Raw genomic sequence first — 24307 nt, 5'->3', positions numbered from 1 at the left:
CCTTCTCATCGAATCGGGCCCTCAGAACCGATTCGAGTCCGACCGCGGCGGAGCGTGCCGCGCGTTTGCCGGCCCCGTCGCGGCGGGCAGCCCAGAAGTGACGCGGCAAAGCGATGGGCTGACGCCGCGGCGAGGACCGCGTGCCTGACACCGACGACGAGGAACTGGAGCCGGCCGCCCAGGTCGACGAGAGCGATGCCGCGGCTCACGGCGAGCCGGACGTCCTGCTCGACGTGTCGGACCTCAGGGTCGATGAGATCTCGCTCGAGGTGGAGGATCTGCGCGCCCAGGTCTCGCTGCAGGCGGACGTCCTCCAGCTCCTGAAGCTGCACGTCGGCGTCGAGGCGGAGCTCGGCCGGGTCCAGCTGACGATCAAAGGCGTGGAAGCGAAGGTGCTGCTCAAGGCGCGCCTGGACAACGTCGCCAGGATCATCGACCGGGTCATGTCGACGATCGACCACAACCCCGACATGGTCCGGGAGCTGCTCGAGCGTGTCGGAGAGACCGTGGAGGAGGTCGGCACCCGCGCCGGTGAGTCGGTCGGCGACCTTGGCCGAGGCGCCGGAGCGATCGCCGAGGGCGCCGGTGAAGGCGCCGGAAGGATCGCCGAGGGCGCCGGCAGGGTCGTCAAGGACGCCGGCGAGGCCGTCGGCGATGCCGCCGAGGACGCGCGACGGCCGCGGCCTGTGGAGCGAGCGCCCGAAGCGCCTCGCCGGCGTCGGGCCGACGGCTCCGGAACCCGCCCGGCGAAGGGCTCGCGCACCTCGCGCGGTCGTCGATCCGAGGGCGGCTGATGCGACGCGACGATGCGCCCGAGCCGGACGTCGAGATCTTCGCGAGCGCGGCCGCGGACGAGCTTCGCTTCGACGCTCAGCCCGAGGTGCGGGTCACGTTCCCCGGGACGGGCGCCCGCGATTCGCGCCAGCTGACGCGGCGCGAGAACATCGACACGCCCGTCCAGCCCGGGAAGACGTACCGCCGGGTCCGCGTCGCGACGCGGATCCGCAGCCGCCTGCTCGACGAGGACTAGCGCTGCTCGGCGCATCCGCGGCGCCTGGCGCCACCCACGATGCTCACGTGCCAGAGGCACGCCTAGGCGCGGGCCGGCTCGAGCAGCTCTGTCCGTGCGCGGCTGACGATCAGGTCACCGCGGAGCGCCACCCTGCGTTCGAGGCGGAAGTCGCGGAGCTCCTCCGTGATGAACTGGAACGCCCGGTCATCGGACTCCTCCGCTGCCGCGTGGTCGCGGACGAAGCTGATCCAGAGGACCTCGCCTCCGCCGCAGTCGAACACGTGCCAGGCCCCGAAGCCCTCCATCGCCCCGAACCGGTCGGCAAACGCCGCGTCGAGCCTGTGCATGAGCTCGCCGACGGATCCCGCATGGAGCCGGTAACGCCGGATCGCGACGGACTTGCGAGGAGAGCCGACGTGGGTCTCCTCCAGCATGCCCTTCGCCGCACGTCCGACGAGGATCTCGCCGTGCGCCGCCTCGAGGCGCGGGAACTCGAGATCCTCACGGTGCTCGTCGGCCCAGCGCCGAGCCAGTTCGCGCGACGCCTCGGCCTGCTCGAGCGCGACGAAGATGCTCATCGTCATGAACTCGCCGAAGCCGCAATCGATGAGCTCGTATGACACGAACCCGGGCTGAGCGGCGAGCTGCTGAGCGAAGTCGTCGTCGATCCGGTACGCGAGCTCGGCCATCGATCCGCGCTCCAGGCGATACCGCCTCATGCTTGCGAACATGCGCTGCCCCCTACGTCGGCGTGCCTCGCTCGAGGCTACTCCTGGCGCAGGCTCGGTCAAGCCGTCGATATCGGCGTGGGCCGACGCCGGAAAGGCCCGGCTAGGCCCTGCCACAGCCCGCTTGGCTACTAGCCGATCTCGATCACGACCGCGGCGCCGGTGTCCCCCGCCGCGCAGCCCGTGAAGAGCCCACGACCGCCGCCGCGGTCGTGCAGCGCCCACATCAGCTCGATCAGGCCGCGGGCGCCGGTCGGGCCCTGCGGGTGGCCGTAGATCAGGCTGCAGCCGTACGGGTTCATCGTCTCCACGTCGGCGCCGGTCTCGCGTGCGAACCAGAGGTCGTTGACCGCGAACGGGTTGTGGGTCTTGATCACGTCCATGTCGGCGATCGACAGACCCGCGTCGTCCAGCGCCGCGGACGCCGCCGGCACCGGCGCCTTCGGCATCTCGCCGCCCGCCACGCGCGCGAACCCGGTCGCGAGGATGCGCGCGAAGACGTCGCCGCCGCGATCCGCGCTCGTCACGAGCAGCCCCGCGCAGCCGTCGGCCGGATGCGTCTGCGTCCCGTAGGAGACGACCCCGCCGTCCTCCACGGCCGGAAGGCCTGCGAGCGCGTCCAGCGGCGCCGGCCGCACGCCCCAGTCCGCGTCGATCTCCACCGGCTTGCGGCGGGAGCCCGCCGCGATCGGGACCATCCACCGCCGCTGGAACGCGCGGTCCTGCGCCAGCGCGTCCTCGTACTGCGCCCAGCGCCGCGCCGTCAGCTCGTCCAGCGCCTCCTTCGCGAACCCCGCCTCTGCGGCGACGCGCTCGGCAGTCGCGAGCATGCCCTCCCCCGTGCTCGGATCGCAGCCGAACGAGTCCAGCACCCAGTTCTCGCTCTGCGGCGTCCCGCCCGGCGCGCCCGCGCTCGGGTACACGACGTGCGGCCCGTTGGAGGTCCGGTCGGTCAGCACGACCAGACGATCGCCGGAACCTGAAGCCGCGGCCGCGTGCACACATGCGACAGACGTCGCACAGGCCTGCATGATCAGCGGACCGCTCACCGCGCCGAGCCCGAGCCGGGCGGCGAGCGTCGGCGCGCCATAGAACGACTGGCGCTGCGGCACGGTCAGCCCGAGCACCAGCTCGTCGACCTCCCCGAGCTCGCGCTCGGACATCGCGCGCGCGGTCACCTGGGCGGCGATGTCGAGGCTCGAGAGCTCGGCCCCGGGGCCCTGCCAGCGGACGAACGGGGACGACCAGGCGGCGTTGAGCGGGATGACGGCGTCGTCGAAGCGCATGACAGTCGAGAGACTATCCGACGGCGAACGGAAGTTCACTGTCTCACTTCACCCGTCGCTAGGCTCGTGGCCCTCATGAGCGACGCCGCCCTGGAGGCGCGCCGGCGGAGCCTCTACGGCACTTACGTCGGCAAGAAGTACGCAATGGCCGTCAGCGGCATCGTGCTCATGCTGTTCGTGCTCGGCCACATGATCGGCAACCTCAAGCTCTACCTCGGGGCGAGCCAGCTGGACGACTACAGCCATTGGCTGCGCACCGTCGGCGAGCCGGCGCTGCCGGCGCAGACGCTGCTGTGGATCGTCCGCATCGTCCTCATCGCCGCCGTCGCGATCCACATCCACGCCGCATACGCCCTGACCGTCGTCAACCGCCGCGCGCGGCCGCTGCCGTATGCGTCCGAGCGCGACTACGCCGCGGCGAGCTTTGCGAGCAGGACGATGCGCTGGAGCGGCATCCTCGTCGCGCTGTTCGTCGTCTTCCATCTGCTCGACCTGACCTGGGGCACGGCCAACCCGGACTTCCGCCACGGCGACCCGTATCACAACGTCGTCGAGAGCTTCCAGCGCTGGCCGGTGGCGATCGCCTACGTCGTCGCCAACCTCGCGCTCGCACTGCACCTCTATCACGGCGCCTGGAGCCTGACCCAGAGCATGGGCTGGGTCTTCCCGCACCGCCGCCGCCTCGCGGTCGCCTTCGCCGCGCTGATCGCGATCGGCAACGTCTCCTTCCCCATCGCCGTCGTCACGGGGATCATCGGGTGACGCTCGAGGCCAACATCCCGCCCGGCGCGATCCAGGACGCGTGGGACAACCACCGCTTCAGCGTCCGGCTCGTCAACGCGTCCAACAAGCGCCGCTTCAAGATCATCGTCGTCGGCACCGGCCTCGCGGGCGCCAGCGCGGCCGCCACGCTGGCCGAGCTCGGCTACGAGGTGCAGGTCTTCACGTTCCACGACTCGCCGCGGCGCGCGCACAGCATCGCCGCCCAGGGCGGCATCAACGCGGCCAAGGACTACCGCAACGACGGCGACTCCGTCTTCCGCCTCTTCTACGACACGATCAAGGGCGGCGACTTCCGCTCGCGAGAGGCCAACGTGTACCGGCTCGCCCAGGTCTCGAACGAGATCATCGACCAGGCAACCGCCCAGGGTGTCCCGTTCGCGCGCGAATATGGCGGGCTGCTGGACAACCGCTCGTTCGGCGGCGCCCAGGTGTCGCGCACGTTCTACGCGCGCGGGCAGACCGGCCAGCAGCTGCTGCTGGGCGCGTATCAGGCCCTGTTGCGGCAGGTGGCGGCAGGAAAGGTCCGACTGCACACGCGCACGGAGATGCTCGACGTCGTCGTCCACGACGGCCGCGCCCGCGGCGTCGTCGTGCGCGACCTCCTGACCGGCGAGGTCAGCTCGCACTCGGCGCACGCGGTCGTGCTCGCGACCGGCGGCTACAGCAACGTCTTCTTCCTCTCCACCAACGCCAAGGCGTCCAACGCGACGGCGATCTGGCGCGCCCACAAGCGCGGCGCCGCGCTCGCGAACCCGTGCTTCACGCAGATCCACCCGACCTGCATCCCGCAGTCCGACGACACCCAGTCCAAGCTGACGCTGATGAGCGAGTCGCTGCGCAACGACGGGCGGATCTGGGTCCCCGACGGCGACCGCGGCCGCGACTACTACCTCGAGCGCCGTTACCCGGCCTTCGGCAACCTCGTCCCGCGCGACGTCGCGTCGCGCGCGGCGAAGGCGATGATCGACGAGGGCAAGGGCGTCGGGCCGCGCAAGAACGGCGTCTACCTCGACTTCGCCGACGCGATCGAGCGGCTCGGCGTCCACACCATCCGCGAGCGCTACGGCAACCTGTTCCAGATGTACGAGCGGATCACGGGCGAGGACCCCTACCGCGTCCCGATGCGCATCTACCCCGCCCCGCACTACACGATGGGCGGGCTCTGGGTCGACTACGACCTGATGACGACGATCCCCGGGCTGTACGCGATCGGCGAGGCGAACTTCTCCGACCACGGCGCCAACAGGCTCGGCGCATCGGCGCTGATGCAGGGCCTCGCGGACGGCTACTTCATCCTGCCCGTGACGATCGGCGACCACCTGGCGCCGCTGCTCGGCGAGCAGCCGCTCTCCACGAGCGAGCCGGCGTTCCAGGCCGCCGAGGCCGAGGTCGCCGACGGCGTCCGCACGCTGCTGGAGACCAACGGCAGCCACTCCGTCGACCACTTCCACCGCGAGCTCGGCCGCGTCCTGTGGGAGCAATGCGGGATGGCGCGCAACGGCGCGGGGCTGACGCAGGCGATGGCGGAGATCGCGGCGATGCGCGAGCAGTTCCACGCCGACGTACGCGTCCTCGGCGACGGCGAGTCGCTCAACCAGTCGCTCGAGAAGGCGGGCCGGGTGGCCGACTTCTTCGAGCTGGCCGAGCTGATGTGCCGCGACGCGCTGCACCGCGAGGAGTCGTGCGGCGGGCACTTCCGCTCCGAGCACCAGACGCCCGAAGGCGAAGCGCTGCGCGACGACGACCACTTCTCCTACGTCGCCGCCTGGGAATACGGCGGCAAGCTCGACAAGGAGCCGCTGACGTTCCAGAACGTGCGCCCGACGCAGCGGAGCTACGCATGAAGCTGACGCTGAGGGTGTGGCGCCAGACGGGGCCGCAGGCGCGCGGCGACTTCGTCACCTACCAGGTCGACGGCGCCAACGAGGAGATGTCGTTCGTCGAGCTGCTCGACCTGCTCAACGAGCGGCTGATCGCGCAGAGCAGCGAGCCGATCGCGTTCGAGAGCGACTGCCGCGAGGGCATCTGCGGCGCGTGCGGCCTGATGATCAACGGCCAGGCGCACGGTCCCCAGCGTGGGACCGCGACGTGCCAGCTGCACCTGCGCCGCTTCCAGGACGGCGACGAGATCGTGGTCGAGCCGTTCCGCTCGGCCGGCTTCCCGCTCGTCAAGGACCTCGTCGTCGATCGCTCGGCGCTCGACCGGATCGTCCAGTCCGGCGGCTACATCACCGCGCCGACGGGGTCGGCGCCGGACGCGAACCTGATCCCGGTCCCCAAGGACGACGCCGACCGCGCGATGGACGCCGCCGCCTGCATCGGCTGCGGCGCCTGCGTCGCCGCCTGCCCGAACGGCGCCGGCCAGCTCTTCACCGCCGCCAAGCTCGCGCACCTGAACCTGCTCCCCCAAGGGCAGCCGGAGCGCGCGCGCCGGACGGTCGCGATGGTGGACACGATGGAGGAGTACTTCGGCTCGTGCACCAACCACCAGGAGTGCGAGGCTGCGTGCCCGAAGGAGATCGGCATCGACTTCATCGCGATGCTCAACCGCGACTACCGGAAGGCGAGGCGCCGCCGATGAACCCGGCCCAGATCGACCGGCTGCTCGCCGGCGTGCCGGCGGGCGTCGATGCGCGCCACCGCCGCCGGATCGACGGCTACGCGGTCACCGCCCGCCGCTGCGACGCGCGCATCAGCGCGCTGCGGATCGAGCTCGAGCGCGCGCTGCGCGCGGTCGACGACGCGGCCACCGACGGCGGCGCGGTCGAGAAGGCCGACGAGGCGATCGCGCTCGCCCACGAGCTCGACGCGCTCGAGCGCGTGCAGCCGCGGATCGACTCCTGGCTGCGCGTCGCCGTCGGCTCGGTCTCGGACGATCCGGGGCTCGAGCCGTTCGGCGAGGGTCCGGTCTAGCCGTCGCGTCACGCGGCGGGCAGCGCCTCGAGCAGCGCGCGGACGGCCGCCGACGGGCGCCCGGCCGGCCACAGCACGAGCAGCGGAGCCGTCAGCTCGACCGGCAGCGCGACGACGCCGTCCGGCGCCGGGGTTCCCTCCGGCATCAAGCCGACCGCGCCGGCCGCGGCCAGCTCGGTGAGCGAGACGCCGGCGCTGCCCGTCACGCGCGCCTCGACCGGCGTCACGTGGACGCCCGCGGCGGCGAGGCGGGCGAGCAGCATGTCGGTGTACGGCGTCCCCCGCGCGCTCGGGACCTGCAGCCGCTCGCCGTCGAGCTGCTCGAGCCGCGCCGTCCGCGCCGTCGCCAGCGGATGCCCGGCCGGCACGTAGAGCGCCATCCGCGAGGGCCGCAGCGGCGCCGCGTGCAGTGTCTCGTCCAGCGTTCCCGCCGCGCGCGTGAGCGCCAGCTCGATCTGCTGCTCGCGCAGCATCCCGCGCAGCTCGCCGGGACGGACGTCGTGCAGCGAGACCGACACGTCGCCGCGGGCACGCAGCACCTGCACCACCTCGGCGCGATCCTCGGGGCCGATCGCGGGCGAGACGCCGACGCGGATCGTCCCGGACAGTCCGGCGCCGACCAGCCGCGTGCGCGCGAACGCGTCGTCGGCGGCGTCCAGCGCCTCCCGCCCCGCCTCGAGCAGCGTGGCTCCGGCGGCGGTGAGCCGGACCTCGCGGGTCGTGCGCTCGAGCAGCTCGACGCCGAGCTCACGCTCGAGCCGGTCGATCGTCTTGGAGACCGTCTGCTGGGTCAGGTGCAGCCGCTCGGCCGCGCGGGTGAAGCTGAGCTGCTCGGCGACGGCCAGGAACGTACGCAGCTGGCGCAGCTCAGGCATCCACACCCACCGGAAGTGACTTGACGGCCAGGAGCTGTTTCCCTCCGGCGCGCATGCGCCGCATGATCGCAGCATGCCTTCCGATCCTTCCCGCGTCGCGATCGTCACCGGCGGCTCGCGCGGCATCGGCCGCGAGACCGCTCTGCGCCTTGCCGCCGACGGTCTCTCGATCGTCGTCGTCTACACCGCCAACGAGCAGGAGGCCGAAGCCGCCGCCGAGGAGATACGCGGCGCCGGCGGTCAGGCCGCGATCGCGCGCGCCGACATCGCCGACGAGAACGCCGTCGCGGCCGTCTTCGACCTCGCCGAGGAGACCTACGGCGGCGTCGACGTGGTCGTCAACGCGGCCGGCCGGATGGACCTCGGGCCGATCGCCGAGTACGACCTCGACACGTTCGACAAGCTGCAGCGCACCAACGTCCGCGGCACGTTCGTCGTCGCCCAGCAGGCCGTGCGCCGGCTGCGCGCGGGCGGCGCGCTGATCAACTTCTCCAGCTCGGTCGTCGGGCTCGCGTTCCCCGGTTACGTCGCCTACGCCGCGAGCAAGGGCGCAGTCGAGGCGATGACGCTGATCCTCGCGCGCGAGCTGCGCGGCCGCGACGTGACGGTCAACGCCGTCGCCCCCGGCCCGACGGCGACCGCGCTGTTCCTGGAGGCCAACAGCGAGGAGCGCCAGAACGAGCTCGCCAAGCAGCCGCCGCTGGAGCGGCTCGGCACGCCGGACGACGTCGCCGAGCTGGTCGCGTTCCTCGCGAGCCCGGCCGGCCACTGGGTCAACGGCCAGCGCATCCGCGCGAACGGAGGGATCATCTGATGGTCATCGTCGTCACCGGCGCCTCGAGCGGGTTCGGCGCCCTCACCGTGCGCGCGCTCGCGCGCGCCGGCCACACCGTCTACGCCGGCATCCGCGAGACCGCGGGCCGCAACGCGCCCGCCGTCGAGCAGCTCGGCCGCGACGGCGAGGGCGCCCGCGCGATCGAGCTCGACGTCGCCTCGCAGGAGTCCGCCGACGCCGCGATCGCGCGCATCCTCGCCGAGCAGGGGCGGCTCGACGCGATCGTCCACAACGCCGGGCACATGGTGCTCGGACCGGCGGAGGCGTTCACGCCGGAGCAGCTGGCCGGCGTCTACGACGTGAACGTGCTCGGCGCCCAGCGCGTCAACCGCGCCGCGCTCCCCCACCTGCGCCGCCGGGGCGAAGGCCTGCTCGTGTGGATCGGCAGCTCGAGCTCGCGCGGCGGCTCACCGCCGTTCCTCGGGCCGTACTTCGCGGCCAAGGCGGCGATGGACGCGCTCGCCGTCAGCTACGCCGGCGAGCTGATCCGCTTCGGCATCGAGACCGCCATCGTGGTGCCCGGCGCGTACACCTCGGGCACCAACCACTTCGCGCATGCGGGCAAGCCCGCCGACGGCTACCGCGCCGAGGCCTACGACGAGCGCTACGGCACGCTGATGGCCGACGTCAACGAGCGCCTGGCGCGGCTGATGCCGCCGGACGCGCGCCCGGACGCCGTCGCCGAGGCGGTCGCCCGCATCGTCGACATGCCCGCCGGCACGCGCCCGTTCCGCACCCACGTCGACCCGTCCCACGACGGCAGCGAGGTCGTCTCCGCGGTCGCGGACCGCATCCGCGTCGAGTTCTTCCGCCGCGTTGGGCTCGAGGACCTGCTGACCGCGGGGAGCAGCCTGTAGGGAGCTCCCCGCGGTGGCCGGAACGGGAACTAGCTCCGGATCAGGCCATGGGGGTTGAGCACGAACTTCTTGGCCACGCCGGAGTCGAAGTCCTTGTAGCCCTGCGGCGCGTCGTCGAGCGAGATGACCGTCGCGTTGACCGCCTTGGCGATCTGCGCGCGGTCGTGGAGGATCATCTGCATGAGCCCCTGGTGGTAGCGCATCACCGGGCACTGGCCCGTCGTGAACGAGTGCGACTTCGCCCAGCCGAGGCCGATGCGGATCGAGAGCGAGCCCTGCTTGGCGGCCTCGTCGGCGGCGCCCGGGTCGCCGGTCACGTAGAGCCCGGGGATGCCGAGCTTCCCGGCCGCGCGGGTGACGTCCATGATCGAGTTCAGGACGGTCGCCGGCGCCTCCTCCCCGGAGTGCGAGCCGTGCCCGCGGGCCTCGAAGCCGACGGCGTCGACCGCGGCGTCGACCTCGGGCACCCCGAGGACCTCCTGGATCTGGTCCTTGGGGTCGCCCTTGGAGACGTCGATGGGCTCGCAGCCGAAGCTCTTGGCCTGCTCGAGCCGCTCGGGGATGAGGTCGCCGACGAAGACGACCGACGCGCCGAGCAGCATCGCCGAGTACGCCGCGGCGAGGCCGACCGGGCCGGCGCCGGCGACGTAGACCGTCGAGCCGGCCCGCACGCCCGCGGTGGCGGCGCCGTGGAAGCCGGTCGGGAAGATGTCCGACAGCATCGTCAGGTCGAGGATCTTCTCCATCGCCTGCTCCTTGTCGGGGAACTTGAGCAGGTTCCAGTCCGCGTAGGGCACGAGCGCGTACTCGGCCTGGCCGCCGACCCAGCCGCCCATGTCGACGTAGCCGTACGCCGAGCCCGGCCGGTCCGGGTTGACGTGCTCGCAGACGCCGGTGTTGCCCTCCTTGCAGTTGCGGCAGCGCCCGCACGCGATGTTGAAGGGCACCGAGACGAGGTCGCCCTCCTTGATGAACTCGACGCCCGGGCCGGTCTCGATCACCTCCCCGGTGATCTCGTGCCCGAGGATCAGCCCTTCCGGCGCCGTCGTGCGGCCGCGGACCATGTGCTGGTCGGAGCCGCAGATGTTGGTCGAGACGACCCTGAGGATCGCGGCGTGAGGCAGCTTGCGCCCCACGTTGGCCGGATTGACGCCCGGCCCGTCCTGCAGCTCGAAGGTCGGGTAGTCGATGTCCTGGACCTCGACTTTGCCCTTGCCAACGTAGGCGACCCCTCTGTTGTCGGCCATGGCCGCTCCTTCCCGTGTGTCACGGATCCCCTACCCGCTGCGGGCGTACTGCGATCGTGACTCGCGAGACGGCGCACAGGCGCGCTTCGTCGTCGGTGTGGTCGAGCTCCCACACCCACAGCGTGCGGCCGCGATGGCGCGCCCGGCCGCGGGCGGTGATCCACTTCCCGCGCGCCCCGCGGAGGAAGCTCGTGTCGTTGGAGATGCCCATCGCCGCGTCGGGATGGACCGCCTTCACGGTCGCCTCGGTGGCGAGCATCTCCGCGAGCGCCGCGTAGGCGCCGCCGTGCACGAGCCCGAAGCGCTGGCGCACGCGGTCCTCGATGGGGAAGCGCCCGACGACGTGGTCGGAGCCCAGCTCGAGCAGCTCGAAGCCGAGCACGCCGTCGAGGCAGTCCGCCTCGGCGACGACCTCGCCGCCGACGGCGGGCATGCCGACCGGTCGATCCGTCATCAGCAGATGATGACGGCCGCCCCCGGCGGCTCGGCGAACAGCGCCTCCACCTCGAGCGCCCGGCGGTTGAGCGCGGCCCGCTGGTTGACGTAGCCCTTGTCGGTGATCTCGTTGGCGTCGAGCGACGGCGCCTCGGCAAGCAGCATGACGCGGCACACGCGCGTCGACGACGCCGGGTTGCGCGCGTTGTGCTCCGCGAGCTTGGAGCGCAGCAGCGCGGCGACCTCGGGCGAGCGCACGAGCGCCTCCGGCTCGGCCTCGGGCGCGCCGGCGACCTCGCGCGCGGCGCCGAGGTTCAGCCACGCGAGCATCGCGACGTAGTCGCGGTCGTGACCGCAGATGACGGCGTCCATCAGGAGCGGCGAGGCCGCCGCGAGCACGGACACGCGCAGGTTGCCGACCGACACGAAGGTCCCCGTCATGAGCTTGAAGTCCTCGACGACGCGGCCGTCGAAGACCAGCCCGGCGTTCGGGTCGTCCGGGTCCTGGAGCTTGCCGGCGTCGCCGGTGCGGTACCAGCCGTCCTCGTCGAACGCCTTGGCGGTCAGGTCAGGCTGGCCGAGATAGCCGCGCGTCACGTTCGGCCCCTTGACGCGCATCTCGAGCTTGCCCTCGACCGGCGAGAGCTTGATCTCCACGCCCGGGACGGGGACGCCGATGACGCCGGCGCGGTCGATCGGGAAGTGCGCCGAGGTCGCCAGCGGCGAGGTCTCGGTCAGCCCCCACGAGGACGTCATCCGCACGGGCTCGCCGCGCTCCTGGGTCGCGACCGCCTCCAGCCGCGTCCACAGATCCTGCGGCAGCGCGGCGGCGGCGTAGAAGATCAGCTCCAGGCGCTCGAAGAAGCGGGCCCGCAGCGCGGCGTCGCGCTCGAGGAACGGCAGCAGCGCGCCGTAGCCGGCGGGCACGTTGAAGTAGATGGTCGGCGCGATCTCGGTGAGGTTGCGCACGGTGATCGGCATCAGCGGCGGCGCGGGACGGCCGGCGTCGATGTACATGGTCCCGCCGCGCTTGAGGACGAGATTGAAGTCGTGGTTGCCGCCGAACGTGTGGTTCCACGGCAGCCAGTCGACGAGCACGGGCGGCGTGGTCTCGGTGAACGGCCAGATCTGCGCCAGCGACTGCTGGTTGGCGCACAGCATCCCGTGCGTGTTGAGCACGCCCTTGGGCATCGCGGTCGAGCCCGAGGTGAAGAGGACCTTCGCGAGGCTCTCCGGGCCGACGCGCGCGAGCGCGTCGTCGACGGCGCCGGTCACCTCGGTCGCCGGCAGCTCGTCGAGCGACGTGACGATCTCGGCGGCGCCGAAGTCCACGGCGCCGAGCGCGCCGGCGAACGCGTCGCCCTGCGCGAACACGAGGCCGGGCTTGACCAGGCCGGCGATGTGGCGGACCTTGCCGAAGTCGGTGCTCATCAACGAGTACGCGGGAGAGACCGGCACGACCGGCACACCGGCGAGGAAGCCGCCGAGCATCAGCAGCGCGTGGTCGATCGAGTTGCCGGACAGGATCATCAGCGGGCGGTCGGGGCCGAGCCGGCGGTCGAGCAGCCCCTGCGCGATCGAGCTCGCGGCCGCGTTCGCCTCCGCCCACGTGAGCGTGCGCCAGTCGTCGCCGGCGCGCTCGGCGAGGAACGTGCGGTCGGGTGCCTCCTCGGCCCAGCGGCGCAAGAGCATGCCGAGGCTCGCCTCGTAGGGCTCGAGCGCCATCTCCGAGCTGAGGATCAGGCCGCCGTCGCGGGACGAGCGGCTCGTGATCCTCGGCGGGGCCAGCGCGGGCTGCGCGACGGTCATCCGGTTCCTCCTCCAGGTCTCTCATCCGCGAGCGTGAACGGCCCGTCCAGCGTTGGCAAGCCCGCTGATCAGATTGACCAGTTTCGGGCACCTTCGACCGCGCACTATTGGACAGATCGCTCGACTTTCTTGCACAGTCCGTCCAGCGGTGTAGCTTGCGGCACAAGTTCTCAGCGGAGTGAGAGAGATGTCGGAGCTGCTTGCCAAGCCCGGGGTTCAACTGGACCTCGACGGATCACATTTGACGATCGACGAAGCCGTGTCCCTGGCCCGGCACGGAGGGCGGTGCACGCTGTCACCCGAGGCCGCGCGGCGCATCGAGGCGACGCGGGCGCTCAAGCAGGACCTGATCGCGCGGGAGATCCCGATCTACGGGGTCACGACCGGCTTCGGGGACAGCGCGCATCGGCAGATCTCACCGGCCAAGGCCGCCCAGCTGCAGCGCAACATGCTGCGCTTCCTGGGCGCCGGCACCGGGCAGACCGCCTCGCCTGAAGTGACGCGGGCCACGATGCTCATGCGCGCCAATTGCCTGGCCAAGGGCAACTCCGGCGTGCGCCTGGAGCTGATCGAGCGCCTGCTGGAGCTGCTCAACCACGACGTCCTGCCGCTCATCCCCGAGCGCGGCTCGTGCGGCGCCAGCGGCGACCTCGTGCCGCTCTCCTACGTCGGGCGCACGCTGACGGGAGAGACGGAGGTGCTCTACGAGGGGGAGGTCCGCGAGGCGAGCGACGTGCTCGCCTCGCTCGACCTCGAGCCGCTCGAGCTCGAGGCCAAGGAAGGGCTCGCGCTCACCAACGGCACGTCGTTCATGAGCGCGTTCGCGGTGCTCGCCGTGGCCGACGCCCGCGAGCTGGCGTTCGTGAGCGACCTGTGCACGTCGATGGCGTCGCAGGCGCTGCTCGGCAACAAGGGCCACTTCAACGCGTTCATCTTCGAGGCCAAGCCGCATCCGGGGCAGATCGAGAGCGCGCGGCTCATCCGCTCGCTGCTGGAAGGCACGACGCTCGCCAAGGACAGCGAGGAGCTGTTCCTCGAGGGCGACCTGCACGGCGCCGGCTTCCGCCAGCTCGAGCGCTCGGTGCAGGACAAGTACTCGATCCGCTGCGCACCGCACGTCACCGGCATGCTGCGCGACACGCTCGAGTGGGTCGAGCGCTGGGTCTCGATCGAGATCAACTCGTCCGACGACAACCCGCTCTTCGACCCCGGTGCGGGGCGCGTCCAGAGCGGCGGCAACTTCTACGGCAGCCACGTCGGGCAGGGCATGGACTCGCTCAAGGTCGCGCTGGCGAACCTGTGCGACCTGCTGGACCGCCAGCTCGAGCTGATCGTCGACGAGAAGTTCAACATCGGGCTCACGCCGAACCTGATCCCGTACATCGCAGACAACGATCCCGAGGCGGGGCTGCACCACGGCTTCAAGGGCATGCAGCTCTCGTGCTCGGCGCTGACCGCCGAGGCGCTCAAGCTCTGCAACCCGGCGACGATCCACTCGCGCTCGACCGAGGCCCACAATCAGGACAAGGTGAGCATGGGCACGATCGCCGCGCGCGACGCGCGCTCGATCGTCGAGATCGCCCAGCATGTCGCCGCGATCCACATGATCGCGATCTGCCAGGCGCTTGACCTGCGCGGCGTCGAGCAGGCGAGCCCGGCAGCGCGCGCGGTGCACGCGCTGGTCCGCACGCGCGTGCCGTTCATGGACGGCGACCGGCGGATGGACGCCGACGTCGCCGCCGTCGTGGAGCTGATCCGCGACGGCGCTCTGTCCCGAGCCGCTTTGGGGGGGTAGGAGGGCCGGACGCCCGCGCGCGTGCGGACACCGCGCGCGGGCTGACGTGAGAACCGATGGGTTCGGCCCGTGCGCGGGATCGCGGTCGATCGCGACGGCACCGCGTACATCGCCTGGTACGGGACGGAGACGACCGGCGACGTGTCGCTGCACTTCTGCCGCCTGCCGCGGGGCGCGTCCGCGTGCGACGTCACCACGAAGCCGGCGCCGATCGGCCAGACGCTGAGCCGTCCGTTCGTACGCGTCAACGGATCGCGCGCTCGACGCGGTGCTCGCCGCCGCGGTGACCGTGCGCGACGTCCGCCGCAAGAAGAGCGTGGTCGTGCGCGCCGGCAAGTCGTACCTCGCGCGTGCGCCGAAGCGCTGACGCGGCGCCGCGGATCGGCGAACTGCGCGGGTAAGGGATACGGGTCCATCGGGCGCGGCGGCCTGACGGACACTCGACCACCCGGCGAGACCGGCTCGCACACGAGCGATCATCGCCGCTCACGAGCCGCACGGAAATGGCGCCGTGGAACGCACGCGCCGTGGCGGCGACGTGCCGGGTCCAGGCGCCGGCGCTGCCGGTCGCCTGACCCCGGCGCCCCGTCAGGCGTGCATCAGCACCGCCGCCGAGGCCTCGCCGCCAGGCTCGTCTTCCTCGATCGGCTCGGGCTTGTGCCGCGGCAGGAAGAACGCCGCCGCGAACGCCACGACCACCAGCGCCGTGGCCCAGATGTACGTATGCCCGAACGCGTCGGCCATCAGGTCGCGGGTCTGCGCCGGCAGGCCCTTGCCGGACTGCCCGAGGCCGCCGCCGGACGGGGCGCCGGGCAGGCGGTCCCGCAGCGCCTGGGTCAGGATCACGGACATCACGGCGGTGCCGATCGACGCCGCGACCTGCTGGAGGATGTTCAGCGTCGTGCTCGCCCGCGCGACCGCCGCCTTGCGCAGCGTCTGCATCGCGCCCGAGAAGAGCGGCATCATCGCGAAGCCCATGCCCATGCCCATCACGAACAGGTCGGCGCTCAGCACCCAGTAGGACGTGTCGCCCTCGAGCTGCGTGAGCCAGAGCGTCGAGAGCGCGATCAGCGTCATGCCGGGCATCACGATCTTGCCGATGCCGGTCTTGTCGGTCAGGTAGCCGGCGATCGGCATCATCAGCATCGCGCCGATGCCCTGCGGCGCCAGCAGCAGGCCCGACTGCAGCGCCGACTCGCCGCGCACCGCCTGGAAGTACAGCGGCAGCAGGAGCATCGCGCCGAACACGCTGATCACCATCAGCACGAGCGTCAGCGACGCCGTCGTGAACGTGCGGTTGAGGAACAGGCGCAGGTCGATCAGCGGGTTCGGCTTGTGCAGCGCGTGGCGGACGAACGCGATCAGCAGCACGAGGCCCGCGAGCGCCGGGACGAGCACGCCCGCCGAGCCGAAGCCGTCGGTGCTCGACTGCGCGAGGCCGTAGATCATCAGCGCGAGGCCCGGGCTGAGCAGGACCAGGCCGAGCACGTCGAGGCGCTCGGACGGCTGCGGCTCATCCTTCGGCAGCACGCGCAGCGAGAGGAACAGCGCGAACGCACCGATCGGCAGGTTGATGAAGAAGATCCAGCGCCACGAGACGTCGTCCACCAGCCAGCCGCCCAGGATCGGCCCGAGGATCGGGCCCAGGAGCATCGGGACGCCCATGATCGCCATCACGCGCCCGACCCGCTGCGGCCCGGCCGCGCGCGTCAGGATCGTCATGCCGGCCGGCATCAGCATGCCGCCGCCGAGGCCCTGCAGCACGCGGAACACGATCAGCGACTCCGCCGACCAGGCCGCGCCCGACAGCGCCGAGCCGCTGAGGAAGAGCCCGATCGAGAGCATGTACAGGCGCTTGGTGCCGAAGCGGTCCGCGCCCCAGCCGGTCAGCGGGATCACCGTGGCGAGGGCCAGCGTGTAGCCGGTCACGATCCACTGGATCGTCGAGAGCGAGGTGTCGAAGTCGCGGCTGAGGGTGTTGATCGCGACGTTGACCACGGTCGTGTCGAGAATCGACATCACCGCGCCCAGCACGACCACTCCCGCAACGGCGAGCAGCGCGCGATCGAGCCCCTCTTCGGGGGCGGTGGAGGACGACATTGGAGAGCTAGTTCCTCTTGGGGTGGATGTTCAGGATGGGAAGCAGCACGTGGTCGACGAGCTCCTCGGCGAACGCTTCGTCGACCGGCTCGGCGGTGATCGTGACGCGCGTGAAGACGACCGCGCCCGCCAGATCGGCGAACAGCGGGCTCACCTCGCCGGCCTCCAGCTCACCGCGCGCCGCGGCGCGCTCGACGACCGTCGTGAAGCGCGCGCGCTCCTCGGCGATCACGTGCTCGTGCATGACCGCGGCGAGCTCCGGGCTCGTGCGCAGCTGGGTCAGCAGGCCGCAGGCGAGATGGACGTCCTCGTGCAGGTGGCTGGTCTGGATCGCGACGAGCGCGAGCAGATCCCCGCGCAGGCTGCCGGTGTCCGGCGAGGCGCCGGCGCGCCGCTCGCGCAGCGCGTCCGCGACGAGCTCCGGCTTGCCGTGCGGCCAGCGCCGGTACAGCGTCGGCTTGCTCACGCCCGCCCGGTGCGCGATCGCGTCGATCGTCGTGCGGTCGTAGCCGAGCTCGGCGATCAGCGCCATCGCCGCCCCTAGGATCGCCCGGCGGCGCTGCGGGTCGCGCGGGCGGCCGCGGACAGGAGTCGTGGAGACGGACACCATGCTTTACGACACCGTATCGTAAATCTGGTCGACCATCTTTAGCCCATCGGTCCGGATCGGGCACAGTGTCGGCCATGGAATACAAGCTCGAGCTCGTCGCGGTACCGGTCTCCGACGTGGACCGCGCGAAGGCCTTCTACGTCGACCAGGCCGGCTTCAACGCCGATCACGACCACGTCGTCAACGAGGACGTGCGCTTCGTGCAGCTCACCCCGCCCGGGTCGGCCTGCTCGATCGCGATCGGCAAGGGCGTGGTGAGCACGGAGCCCGGGTCGGTCCAGGGGCTGCAGCTGGTCGTCGGCGACATCGAGGCCGCGCACGCCGAGCTCTCGGGCCGCGGCGTCGCCGTCAGCGAGATCCAGGACTTCCCGTGGGGGCGGTTCGTCTTCTTCCAGGACCCTGACGGGAACGGCTGGGCGGTTCAGGCAATGCCCTGAGCCGGCGACACAGGGATCAGCGCGCACCACGTCGCCATCACGTGCTCGCGCGCCCGCCGGGCCGGCCTCCCGGCTCCGCGCGATCGCAATGACTTTCGGACCGCCGCCTCGTCTTAACCGGCATGCACGAGGAACTCGCACCCTTCGTCGGGGAATGGACGGTGACCGTCCCGTTCTCCGACGCGCCCGGCCGCACGACCTTCGAGTGGACGCTCGACGGCGCGTTCCTGATCCAGCGCACCGACGTCCCGCACCCCGAGGCGCCGAACAGCCTGATCGTCTACGCGTTCGACGCCGACGCCGGCCGCTACGCGCAGCACTACTTCGACTCGCGCGGGGTCGTGCGGCGCTACGAGATGAGCCTGGAGAACGGCGTCTGGAAGCTCTGGCGCGACCACCCCGGCTTCTCGCAGCGCTGGGCGGCGAGCTTCAGCGACGACGGCCGGACGATCTCGGGCGCGTGGTCGAAGTCGTTCGACGGCTCCACCTGGGAGCACGACTTCGACCTCACCTACACGCGCGTCTCAGCCTGAGCGGCCGGCGGCGCGCGAGCCGCGCAGGAAGTGCGCGATCGCGTCGGTGAGCAGCCCGTCGAGCTGCTCGGGCCGGACCATGCCGCCGGTGACGAGGGCGGCGACGCCCTGGACGGTCGCGAACAGGACCAGGCCGACGCGCTCGGGATCGCCGGGGTCCAGCGCGCCCTGCTGCTGACCCTGGACGATCAGCTCGAGCAGCACCGAGAACGCATCGTCGGCCGCGACGTGCAGCGGGCCCGAGGCCTCGCGCTCCTTGCCGGCGAACATCAGCTCCAGCAGCGCGGCGTCGCGCGTGGCGAAGCGGACGTAGGCCGCGGCGATCGCGTGCAGGCGCCGCTCGAAATCCTCGCCGGCCTCGTCGGCCGCCGCGCGCAACTCGGCACCCAGGCGGGCGAAGCCGGCCTCCGCGAGCGCGTCCAGCAGCGCCTGGCGATCGGAGAAGTGACGCCGCGGCGCGCCGTGGCTGACGCCGATCTCGCGCGCGATCTCGCGCAGCGACAGCTCGTCCACCCCACGCTCGCGCACCGTGCGCTCGGCCTGCTCGAGCAGCGCCGTGCGCAGGTTGCCGTGGTGGTATGGGCGCTTCGTCACGCCGTGCAGCCTAGCGAATCTATGTTGTCATTGACATCTTTGTGGTCGGCGTCTACATTGTTGTCCATGACTACTTGGAGCACGAGCGACATCCCCGATATGAGCGGCCGGACCGCGATCGTCACCGGCGCCAACAGCGGCATCGGCCGCGGCGCCGCCCGCGCGCTGGCCGCCAAGGGCGCGCACGTCGTGCTCGCCGTCCGCGACACGCGCAAGGGTGAGGCCGCCGCGGCCGCGATCTCCGGCGACACCGAGGTCCGCCGGCTCGACCTGGCGAGCCTCGCGTCGGTGCGGGAGTTCGCCGCCGGCTGGGACGGCGAGCTGCACCTGCTGATCAACAACGCCGGCGTGATGGTGCCGCCGTTCTCGCGCACCGCCGACGGGTTCGAGCTGCAGTTCGGCACCAACCACCTCGGCCACTTCGCGCTCACCAACCTGCTGCTCCCCCACCTGACCGGCCGCGTCGTCACCGTGTCCTCCACCGGGCACCGCTTCGGCGAGATCGACTTCGACGACCTCAACTGGAACACCCGGCCGTACAAGGCGTGGCGCGCGTACGGGCAGTCCAAGCTCGCCAACCTGCTGTTCACCGCCGAGCTGCAGCGGCGGCTGACCGAGGCCGGCTCGCCGGTGCTCGCGACCGCCGCGCATCCCGGCTACGCCGCCACCAACCTGCAGTTCCAGAGCGGGCGCCGGCTGCTCGACGTCGTGTCGCGGATCGGCAACCGGCTGGTCGCGCAGGACGAGGACGGCGGCGCGCTGCCGACGCTCTACGCGGCGACGGCGGCGGTCCCGGGCAACAGCTTCGCCGGGCCGGGCGGGTTCATGGAGCAGCGCGGCGCGCCCAAGCTCGTCGGCCGCACCGACGCCGCCACGGACGCCGCGGTCGCGCGCCGCCTCTGGGACGTCTCGGAGGAGCTGACCGGCGTGCGGTTCCCGCTGGCCGGCTTTGAGCGATCATTCGCCGCGTGAGCGACGTCTTCGAGATCCTGGACGAGCGATTCAAGGAGTGCATCAAGCCCAGCGCGCGGCTCGATCACCTGTATGAGGGCTGCCGCTGGGCCGAGGGGCCCGCGTACTTCGCCGCCGGCCGCTACCTCGTCTGGAGCGACATCCCGAACGACCGGATGCTGCGCTACGACGAGGCGGCGGACCGGGTCGGCGTGTTCCGCGAGCCCGCCGGCTACACCAACGGCCACACGACGGATCCCGCCGGCCGGCTCGTGAGCGCCGAGCACGGCGCGCGCCGCGTCACGCGCACCGAGCACGACGGCTCGATCACCGTGCTCGCCGACCGCTTCGGCGACAAGCGCCTCAACAGCCCGAACGACGTCGTCGTGCACTCGTCCGGCGCGGTCTACTTCAGCGACCCGGCGTACGGGATCGACAGCGACTACGAGGGCCACAAGGCCGAGCCGGAGATCGGCGCCTGCCACGTCTTCCGGATCTCGCCGGAGGGCGAGCTCGAGATCGCGGCCGACGGCTTCGAGCGCCCCAACGGCCTCGCCTTCTCGCCCGACGAGTCCAGGCTCTACGTCTCCGACACGGGCGTCAGGCCGTCGCCGATGTACGTCTTCGACGTCGCGGGCGACGGCTCGCTGTCGAACCGCCGCCGCTTCGCCACCTGCACGGCGGGCGGGTTCGACGGCTTCCGCGCCGACACGGACGGCCGGATCTGGACCAGCGCCGGCGACGGCGTCCACTGCCTGGCGCCCGACGGCACGCTGATCGGCAAGGTCCGCGTGCCGGAGACGGTCGCCAACGTCTGCTTCGGCTGGCCCAAGCGCAACCGCCTCTACATCTGCGCGACCAGTTCGCTCTACGCGATCCTGCTGCCGGTCAACGGCGCCTAGCGGCGTCAGGACACGCTCGACAGCGCCGCCGCCACGGCGAAGCCGAGCACGGTCACCAGACCGGACACGTCGCCCCCCTTCCGGACCGCCTCGGGGATCATCGAGTCGATCAGCATCACGAGCAGCGCGCCGGCGGCGAACCCGTCGACGCCCGCGTTGAGGTTCCCAGAGACGTTGTCGGCGATCGCGTAGCCGATCACCGTCGAGAGCGCGCAGATCAGCGCGACGAGGAGCCACAGGCGGCGGATCGCGGCCGGGCGCGTGCCGGCGGCGCGCATCTCGGTCGAGGAGCCGATCGCCTCGGGCAGGTTGGAGACGAAGATCGCGACCAGCAGGCCGACGCTCACCCCAGTTCCGGAGGCGATCCCGATGCCCAGGACCAGCTGCTCGGGGATGCCGTCGAGGAACGCGCCCAGCGCAAGCGCCGGTCCGGCGTTCGCGTCGCCCTTGCTCCGCCGTCCTATGAGCCTGTCGAGCGCGAAGTACGTTCCCGCGCCGACGGCGAGGCCGATCGCCAGGTAGACGGGGTCGCCGATCTTGGCGCCCTCCTCGGCGAGGTCGAAGCTGACGGCGCTGATCAGCGCGCCCGCGCCGAACGCGAGTACGAGGCCGACGAGCCGGCCCGACCACGGCCGCACGATCCCGAGCAGCGCGCCCACCACGAGCGAGGACGCGGCGAGCGCGCCCCATCCGATCGCGGCCGTCATCGCCGGAACCGTACTCGCGGCGGCGGTCTGACGCACGCGCAGCACTGAGCGAGGCTGATGCGATCGGCTTGCGGCGCGGGCGCTCGCGGACGGCTAGCCTCGGGCGCCGTGCCCGCCGGCGTCCTGCGCATCAGCCTCGACCTCGCCCCCACCGACCGCGGCGGGCGGCGGCGGCCGCTGCGCGACGGGTACCGCGCGTCGATGTCGTTCGGGCGCCGCCGGCGCGACGAGCCGGTCGTCCACGACGCGGTCCTCGTGCTCGAGGACGTGACCGAGCTCGAGCCCGGAGCGAGCGCGATCGCCCGCGCGTGGGTGGTCTCGCCCGGCGAGCTCCCGGGCTTCGTCGCCGAGGACACCACGTTCACGCTGCTCGAGAACGACCGGATCGTGGGGCGCGCGCGAGTTCTCGAGGTGCTCGAGGATCCGACGCCGTTCCCGCTGCGCGATCTCGCCGCGGCGAAGTCGCGCACGCTCAGAACACGATGACGCCGGCTCCGAAGCTGCGCACGAGCGCCTCGTCCTCCGGCTTGGCGTCGGCGATCACGCGGACGCCCGCCTCGCGCGCGAGCGGGATGACGTAGGACGAGAGCAGGCCGGCGCCGCCGGTGACGGCGAGCGTGTCGGGCTCGCGGACCGGACGGTCGACGACCGCGAGGACATCCGGACCGCCCGGGGCGGTGATCGCGACTGCACGCGAGGACCAGGCCTCCTGCGAAGCCGTTGCTTACACAACTATCGGCGGGTCTAGCCCGCGGCGGGCCGGCTCAAACCGCAGGAACGCGCGCGTCCGACGGCGTCTGTGGGTCGTGCCCCGCCGCCCCGCGCCCGCGGACCGCGTCGACGACGCGCCGCCAGCCCGCGCGGTGGCGGCCGAGCGCCACCAGCTCGTCCACGAGCGCGAGTGCCTCGTCGTGCGCGGCGGACTCCAGCGCCGCGATCGCCGCCCAGGCGCCGGCGGGCTCCGGCGTGGCCAGCGCGAGCGACGCCCGGCGCGCGGGCGTCCGGGCGCCGTGCCCGAGCGCGAACGTCAGGCACCGCCCGACGCGCTCGCGCTCGACCGCGCGGCCGTTCGCCGTCCCGACGATCGCCGCCGCGACGGAGTAGAGGTCCTGGCGGCGCTCGTCGTCGAGGCCGTCGTTGTACGTGCGCAGGAACGCGCCGATCGTCGGCGAGACCGACGAGGGGCGGTCGCTGAACGGCTCGTCCGCGAGCATGGAGGCGAGCTCCATCACGCAGACGCCGGCGTGGCGCGAAGCGTGCCGCCCGCGAGCCAGGCGGACGGTCTGATGCGAGGGACCGGTCATGCCTCTGTCGTACCGCATCCGGCGCCCGCCCGCGACGGGTACGTCAGAAGATCGCGAACGCCGCCTTCGTCGCCGCCCATGAACTCCGCGACGTCGGTGCTGTGGACCCCACCGCGCGCACGCGCCGGCGGGCGAGCGCGAATATCGTGCGCAGCAGTGCTCATCGGCCTCGACATCGGGACGTCGTCGGTGAAGGCGGTCGCCGTGGACCGCAACGGCGACGTGCTGAAGGTGGCCGAGCGGCCGTACTCGCCGCGCCGCCCGCGGCCCGGGTGGAGCGAGCAGGACCCCGAGGACTGGTGGCGGGCGGCGGAGGACGCGCTGGACGAGTGCGGCGCGCACCACTGCGACGGGATCGGCCTCTCCGGGCAGATGCACGGGCTGGTGGCGCTCGACGGCCGCGACGAGCCGCTGCGGCCCGCGATCCTGTGGAACGACAGCCGCGCGTACGAGCAGTGCCGGGCGATCGAGGAGCGGCTCGGCCTCGAGGGCTTCGTCGCCCACACCGGCAACCGCGCGCTCGCCGGCTGCACGGCGCCCTCGCTGCTGTGGGTGCGCGACCACGAGCCGGAGGTCTACGAGCGGATCGCCGCGATCCTGCTGCCGAAGGACTACGTCCGCCTCAAGCTCACCGGCGAGCGCGCGACCGACGCCGTCGACGCGTCCGGCACGCTGCTGTTCGACGTCGCCCGGCGCAGCTGGTCCAGCCACGTGCTGAGCGCGCTCGAGCTCGATCCTGCCTGGCTGCCGCCCGTCCACGAGTCCCCCGCGCCCGCCGGGCGGCTGGACGGGCGCGTCCCGGTCGCCGCCGGCGCGGGCGACGAGGCGGCGGCCGCGGTCGGTGCGGGCGTCGTCAAGCAGGGCGATCCGGTCAGCATCGTCCTCGGCACCAGCGGCGTCGTGGTCGCCGCGCTCGACGGCTACGCCGCCGATGCCCAGGGCCGCGCCCACAGCTACTGCCACGCGGTCCCGAACGGCTGGAACGTGCTCGGCGTGACGCTCTCGGCGGGCGGCTCGCTGCGGTGGCTGCGCGACGTCTTGGAACCCAACGCGTCGTTCAGGCGCCTGATCCACGAGGCGACCGCCTGGGAGCCGGGGACCCAAGGCCTGCTGTTCGCGCCCCAGCTCGCCGGCGAGCGCATGCCGCACGCCGATCCGAAGGCGCGCGGCGGCTTCGTCGGCCTCGGCACCCATCACGACCGCGGAGCGCTCGCGCGCGCGGTGCTGGAGGGCGTCGCGTTCAGCGTGCGCGAGTCGCTCGAGCTGCTCGACGGCCTCGCGGGCCGGCCGGTCAAGGCCCGCGTCTCCGGCGGCGGCGCGCGCAGCGACGTCTGGCTCGAGATCCTCGCCGCGGTGCTCGACCTGCCGCTGGAGATCTGCCACGTGCAGGAGGGCGGGGCGTACGGCGCGGCGCTGCTCGGCGGCGTCGCGGCCGGCCTGTGGCTCGACGTCGAGGAGGCGGTCAGCGAGACCGTGCGCGTCACTCGCGTCGTCGAGCCGCGCGCCGACTGGGTCGAGCGCTACGCCGAGCTGCGGCCCTTCTACGACGCGCTCTACCCCGGACTTCACGGCATCCAGCACGCCGCGGATTAGA

Annotated in this window: 26 protein-coding genes; 15 read left to right on the top strand and 11 right to left on the bottom strand. The window is 72.2% G+C overall.

Annotated features, from left to right (window positions below):
- Window positions 1-140 precede the first annotated feature (140 nt).
- Together H958_RS40650 and H958_RS0126845 are read left to right on the top strand one after the other, a co-directional pair.
- Entirely contained in the window at window positions 141-794 is a 654-nt protein-coding gene (locus H958_RS40650; protein ID WP_051324862.1) for a hypothetical protein, read from the top strand.
- A complete protein-coding gene (locus H958_RS0126845) occupies window positions 794-1030 on the top strand; it encodes a hypothetical protein (protein ID WP_037411493.1) in 237 nt (78 codons plus the stop codon). Before H958_RS40650 ends, H958_RS0126845 begins: the two co-directional genes overlap by 1 nt.
- A 62-nt stretch (window positions 1031-1092) precedes the next feature.
- Here the strand turns inward: H958_RS0126845 and H958_RS0126840 are convergent, their stop codons facing one another.
- Both H958_RS0126840 and H958_RS0126835 read right to left on the bottom strand, forming a co-directional pair.
- A complete protein-coding gene (locus H958_RS0126840; RefSeq protein ID WP_156028302.1) occupies window positions 1093-1731 on the bottom strand; it encodes a hypothetical protein in 639 nt (212 codons plus the stop codon).
- A 140-nt stretch (window positions 1732-1871) separates the two neighbouring features.
- Complete coding sequence (locus tag H958_RS0126835) at window positions 1872-3026, bottom strand: thiolase family protein (RefSeq protein WP_028060906.1); 1155 nt, start codon at window positions 3024-3026, stop codon at window positions 1872-1874.
- A gap of 75 nt (window positions 3027-3101) precedes the next feature.
- On the opposite strand from H958_RS0126835, the gene H958_RS0126830 reads away from it, so the two are divergent.
- Genes H958_RS0126830 through H958_RS0126815 form a run of 4 tightly spaced genes read left to right on the top strand, consistent with a single transcriptional unit; the run spans window position 3102 to window position 6722 of the window.
- Window positions 3102-3788 (top strand): succinate dehydrogenase cytochrome b subunit, encoded by a 687-nt coding sequence (locus H958_RS0126830; protein ID WP_028060905.1) that lies wholly within the window; start codon window positions 3102-3104, stop codon window positions 3786-3788.
- Window positions 3785-5653: a fumarate reductase/succinate dehydrogenase flavoprotein subunit gene (locus H958_RS0126825; protein ID WP_028060904.1), complete on the top strand. Its 1869-nt coding sequence runs from the start codon at window positions 3785-3787 to the stop codon at window positions 5651-5653. Before H958_RS0126830 ends, H958_RS0126825 begins: the two co-directional genes overlap by 4 nt.
- Window positions 5650-6390 carry a succinate dehydrogenase/fumarate reductase iron-sulfur subunit gene (locus H958_RS0126820; RefSeq protein ID WP_028060903.1) on the top strand — a complete coding sequence of 247 codons (741 nt, stop codon included), beginning with the start codon at window positions 5650-5652 and terminating at the stop codon, window positions 6388-6390. Before H958_RS0126825 ends, H958_RS0126820 begins: the two co-directional genes overlap by 4 nt.
- Window positions 6387-6722 (top strand): hypothetical protein, encoded by a 336-nt coding sequence (locus H958_RS0126815; protein WP_028060902.1) that lies wholly within the window; start codon window positions 6387-6389, stop codon window positions 6720-6722. The genes H958_RS0126820 and H958_RS0126815 overlap by 4 nt, the downstream gene beginning before the upstream one ends.
- An 8-nt stretch (window positions 6723-6730) precedes the next feature.
- Here the strand turns inward: H958_RS0126815 and H958_RS44135 are convergent, their stop codons facing one another.
- A complete protein-coding gene (locus H958_RS44135; RefSeq protein WP_051324861.1) occupies window positions 6731-7597 on the bottom strand; it encodes a LysR family transcriptional regulator in 867 nt (288 codons plus the stop codon).
- A gap of 73 nt (window positions 7598-7670) precedes the next feature.
- Between H958_RS44135 and H958_RS0126805 the strand changes: the two genes are divergently transcribed.
- The gene (locus tag H958_RS0126805) at window positions 7671-8411 is read left to right on the top strand and encodes an SDR family oxidoreductase (RefSeq protein WP_028060901.1); all 741 of its coding nucleotides are present in this window, start codon (window positions 7671-7673) and stop codon (window positions 8409-8411) included.
- Entirely contained in the window at window positions 8411-9289 is an 879-nt protein-coding gene (locus tag H958_RS0126800) for an SDR family NAD(P)-dependent oxidoreductase (protein ID WP_028060900.1), read from the top strand. Before H958_RS0126805 ends, H958_RS0126800 begins: the two co-directional genes overlap by 1 nt.
- 29 nt (window positions 9290-9318) lie before the next feature.
- Here the strand turns inward: H958_RS0126800 and fdhA are convergent, their stop codons facing one another.
- From fdhA to H958_RS0126785, 3 genes are read right to left on the bottom strand one after another with little or no spacing between them, the layout of a single operon-like run.
- A complete protein-coding gene (fdhA, locus tag H958_RS0126795; RefSeq protein WP_028060899.1) occupies window positions 9319-10536 on the bottom strand; it encodes a formaldehyde dehydrogenase, glutathione-independent in 1218 nt (405 codons plus the stop codon).
- Between the two features lie 19 nt (window positions 10537-10555).
- Window positions 10556-10990 (bottom strand): PaaI family thioesterase, encoded by a 435-nt coding sequence (locus tag H958_RS0126790; RefSeq protein WP_028060898.1) that lies wholly within the window; start codon window positions 10988-10990, stop codon window positions 10556-10558.
- Entirely contained in the window at window positions 10990-12780 is a 1791-nt protein-coding gene (locus tag H958_RS0126785; protein WP_028060897.1) for a feruloyl-CoA synthase, read from the bottom strand. The genes H958_RS0126790 and H958_RS0126785 overlap by 1 nt, the downstream gene beginning before the upstream one ends.
- A gap of 187 nt (window positions 12781-12967) precedes the next feature.
- Between H958_RS0126785 and H958_RS0126780 the strand changes: the two genes are divergently transcribed.
- Entirely contained in the window at window positions 12968-14575 is a 1608-nt protein-coding gene (locus H958_RS0126780; RefSeq protein WP_028060896.1) for an HAL/PAL/TAL family ammonia-lyase, read from the top strand.
- A 588-nt stretch (window positions 14576-15163) separates the two neighbouring features.
- Here the strand turns inward: H958_RS0126780 and H958_RS0126770 are convergent.
- Together H958_RS0126770 and H958_RS0126765 are read right to left on the bottom strand one after the other, a co-directional pair.
- A complete protein-coding gene (locus H958_RS0126770) occupies window positions 15164-16675 on the bottom strand; it encodes a DHA2 family efflux MFS transporter permease subunit (protein WP_028060895.1) in 1512 nt (503 codons plus the stop codon).
- 7 nt (window positions 16676-16682) lie between these two features.
- A complete protein-coding gene (locus H958_RS0126765) occupies window positions 16683-17285 on the bottom strand; it encodes a TetR/AcrR family transcriptional regulator (protein ID WP_028060894.1) in 603 nt (200 codons plus the stop codon).
- A 74-nt stretch (window positions 17286-17359) separates the two neighbouring features.
- Here H958_RS0126765 and H958_RS0126760 point away from each other — a divergent pair, with 74 nt between their 5' ends.
- Together H958_RS0126760 and H958_RS0126755 are read left to right on the top strand one after the other, a co-directional pair.
- A complete protein-coding gene (locus H958_RS0126760; RefSeq protein WP_028060893.1) occupies window positions 17360-17722 on the top strand; it encodes a glyoxalase superfamily protein in 363 nt (120 codons plus the stop codon).
- Between the two features lie 122 nt (window positions 17723-17844).
- Entirely contained in the window at window positions 17845-18255 is a 411-nt protein-coding gene (locus tag H958_RS0126755) for a DUF1579 family protein (RefSeq protein WP_028060892.1), read from the top strand.
- Here the strand turns inward: H958_RS0126755 and H958_RS0126750 are convergent.
- Window positions 18247-18849, bottom strand: a complete 603-nt coding sequence (locus H958_RS0126750) for a TetR/AcrR family transcriptional regulator (RefSeq protein ID WP_231379378.1) — start codon at window positions 18847-18849, stop codon at window positions 18247-18249. The two genes, H958_RS0126755 and H958_RS0126750, sit on opposite strands and share 9 nt — an antisense overlap.
- Window positions 18850-18915: 66 nt before the next feature.
- Between H958_RS0126750 and H958_RS0126745 the strand changes: the two genes are divergently transcribed.
- Both H958_RS0126745 and H958_RS0126740 read left to right on the top strand, forming a co-directional pair.
- Entirely contained in the window at window positions 18916-19821 is a 906-nt protein-coding gene (locus tag H958_RS0126745; RefSeq protein ID WP_028060890.1) for an oxidoreductase, read from the top strand.
- A complete protein-coding gene (locus H958_RS0126740) occupies window positions 19809-20702 on the top strand; it encodes an SMP-30/gluconolactonase/LRE family protein (protein WP_037411491.1) in 894 nt (297 codons plus the stop codon). The genes H958_RS0126745 and H958_RS0126740 overlap by 13 nt, the downstream gene beginning before the upstream one ends.
- A 5-nt stretch (window positions 20703-20707) precedes the next feature.
- Here H958_RS0126740 and H958_RS0126735 read toward each other — a convergent pair whose 3' ends face one another.
- Window positions 20708-21409 (bottom strand): ZIP family metal transporter, encoded by a 702-nt coding sequence (locus H958_RS0126735; protein ID WP_028060888.1) that lies wholly within the window; start codon window positions 21407-21409, stop codon window positions 20708-20710.
- Between the two features lie 108 nt (window positions 21410-21517).
- On the opposite strand from H958_RS0126735, the gene H958_RS0126730 reads away from it, so the two are divergent.
- Window positions 21518-21895, top strand: coding sequence for a hypothetical protein (locus tag H958_RS0126730; protein WP_028060887.1), 378 nt, complete (start codon window positions 21518-21520; stop codon window positions 21893-21895).
- 278 nt (window positions 21896-22173) lie between these two features.
- On the opposite strand, the gene H958_RS44130 is transcribed toward H958_RS0126730, so the two are convergent.
- The gene (locus H958_RS44130) at window positions 22174-22713 is read right to left on the bottom strand and encodes a hypothetical protein (protein WP_028060886.1); all 540 of its coding nucleotides are present in this window, start codon (window positions 22711-22713) and stop codon (window positions 22174-22176) included.
- Between the two features lie 156 nt (window positions 22714-22869).
- Here H958_RS44130 and xylB point away from each other — a divergent pair, with 156 nt between their 5' ends.
- On the top strand, window positions 22870-24306 hold the full coding sequence (xylB, locus tag H958_RS0126715) for a xylulokinase (protein WP_037411489.1): 1437 nt from the start codon (window positions 22870-22872) through the stop codon (window positions 24304-24306).
- Window position 24307 lies beyond the last annotated feature (1 nt).

Origin of the sequence: Candidatus Solirubrobacter pratensis, from assembly GCF_000425945.1 — a bacterium.
Taxonomy (GTDB): Bacteria; Actinomycetota; Thermoleophilia; order Solirubrobacterales; family Solirubrobacteraceae; genus Solirubrobacter; species Solirubrobacter pratensis.
The sequence above is the reverse complement of the archived record's forward strand: the minus strand, read 5'-3'. Positions and strand labels throughout refer to the sequence as shown.

Coding starts and splice junctions, on each gene's coding strand:
- H958_RS0126785 (WP_028060897.1), bottom strand. CDS start 12,780: ATGACCGTCGCGCAGCCCGCGCTGGCCCCGCCGAGGATCACGAGCCGC.
- H958_RS0126765 (WP_028060894.1), bottom strand. CDS start 17,285: ATGGTGTCCGTCTCCACGACTCCTGTCCGCGGCCGCCCGCGCGACCCG.
- H958_RS0126835 (WP_028060906.1), bottom strand. CDS start 3,026: ATGCGCTTCGACGACGCCGTCATCCCGCTCAACGCCGCCTGGTCGTCC.
- H958_RS0126800 (WP_028060900.1), top strand. CDS start 8,411: ATGGTCATCGTCGTCACCGGCGCCTCGAGCGGGTTCGGCGCCCTCACC.
- H958_RS0126790 (WP_028060898.1), bottom strand. CDS start 10,990: ATGACGGATCGACCGGTCGGCATGCCCGCCGTCGGCGGCGAGGTCGTC.
- fdhA (WP_028060899.1), bottom strand. CDS start 10,536: ATGGCCGACAACAGAGGGGTCGCCTACGTTGGCAAGGGCAAAGTCGAG.
- H958_RS0126840 (WP_156028302.1), bottom strand. CDS start 1,731: ATGAGGCGGTATCGCCTGGAGCGCGGATCGATGGCCGAGCTCGCGTAC.
- H958_RS0126745 (WP_028060890.1), top strand. CDS start 18,916: ATGACTACTTGGAGCACGAGCGACATCCCCGATATGAGCGGCCGGACC.
- H958_RS0126755 (WP_028060892.1), top strand. CDS start 17,845: ATGCACGAGGAACTCGCACCCTTCGTCGGGGAATGGACGGTGACCGTC.
- H958_RS0126760 (WP_028060893.1), top strand. CDS start 17,360: ATGGAATACAAGCTCGAGCTCGTCGCGGTACCGGTCTCCGACGTGGAC.
- H958_RS44135 (WP_051324861.1), bottom strand. CDS start 7,597: ATGCCTGAGCTGCGCCAGCTGCGTACGTTCCTGGCCGTCGCCGAGCAG.
- H958_RS0126735 (WP_028060888.1), bottom strand. CDS start 21,409: ATGACGGCCGCGATCGGATGGGGCGCGCTCGCCGCGTCCTCGCTCGTG.
- H958_RS0126845 (WP_037411493.1), top strand. CDS start 794: ATGCGACGCGACGATGCGCCCGAGCCGGACGTCGAGATCTTCGCGAGC.
- H958_RS44130 (WP_028060886.1), bottom strand. CDS start 22,713: ATGACCGGTCCCTCGCATCAGACCGTCCGCCTGGCTCGCGGGCGGCAC.
- H958_RS0126805 (WP_028060901.1), top strand. CDS start 7,671: ATGCCTTCCGATCCTTCCCGCGTCGCGATCGTCACCGGCGGCTCGCGC.
- H958_RS0126815 (WP_028060902.1), top strand. CDS start 6,387: ATGAACCCGGCCCAGATCGACCGGCTGCTCGCCGGCGTGCCGGCGGGC.
- H958_RS0126780 (WP_028060896.1), top strand. CDS start 12,968: ATGTCGGAGCTGCTTGCCAAGCCCGGGGTTCAACTGGACCTCGACGGA.
- H958_RS0126820 (WP_028060903.1), top strand. CDS start 5,650: ATGAAGCTGACGCTGAGGGTGTGGCGCCAGACGGGGCCGCAGGCGCGC.
- H958_RS0126770 (WP_028060895.1), bottom strand. CDS start 16,675: ATGTCGTCCTCCACCGCCCCCGAAGAGGGGCTCGATCGCGCGCTGCTC.
- H958_RS0126830 (WP_028060905.1), top strand. CDS start 3,102: ATGAGCGACGCCGCCCTGGAGGCGCGCCGGCGGAGCCTCTACGGCACT.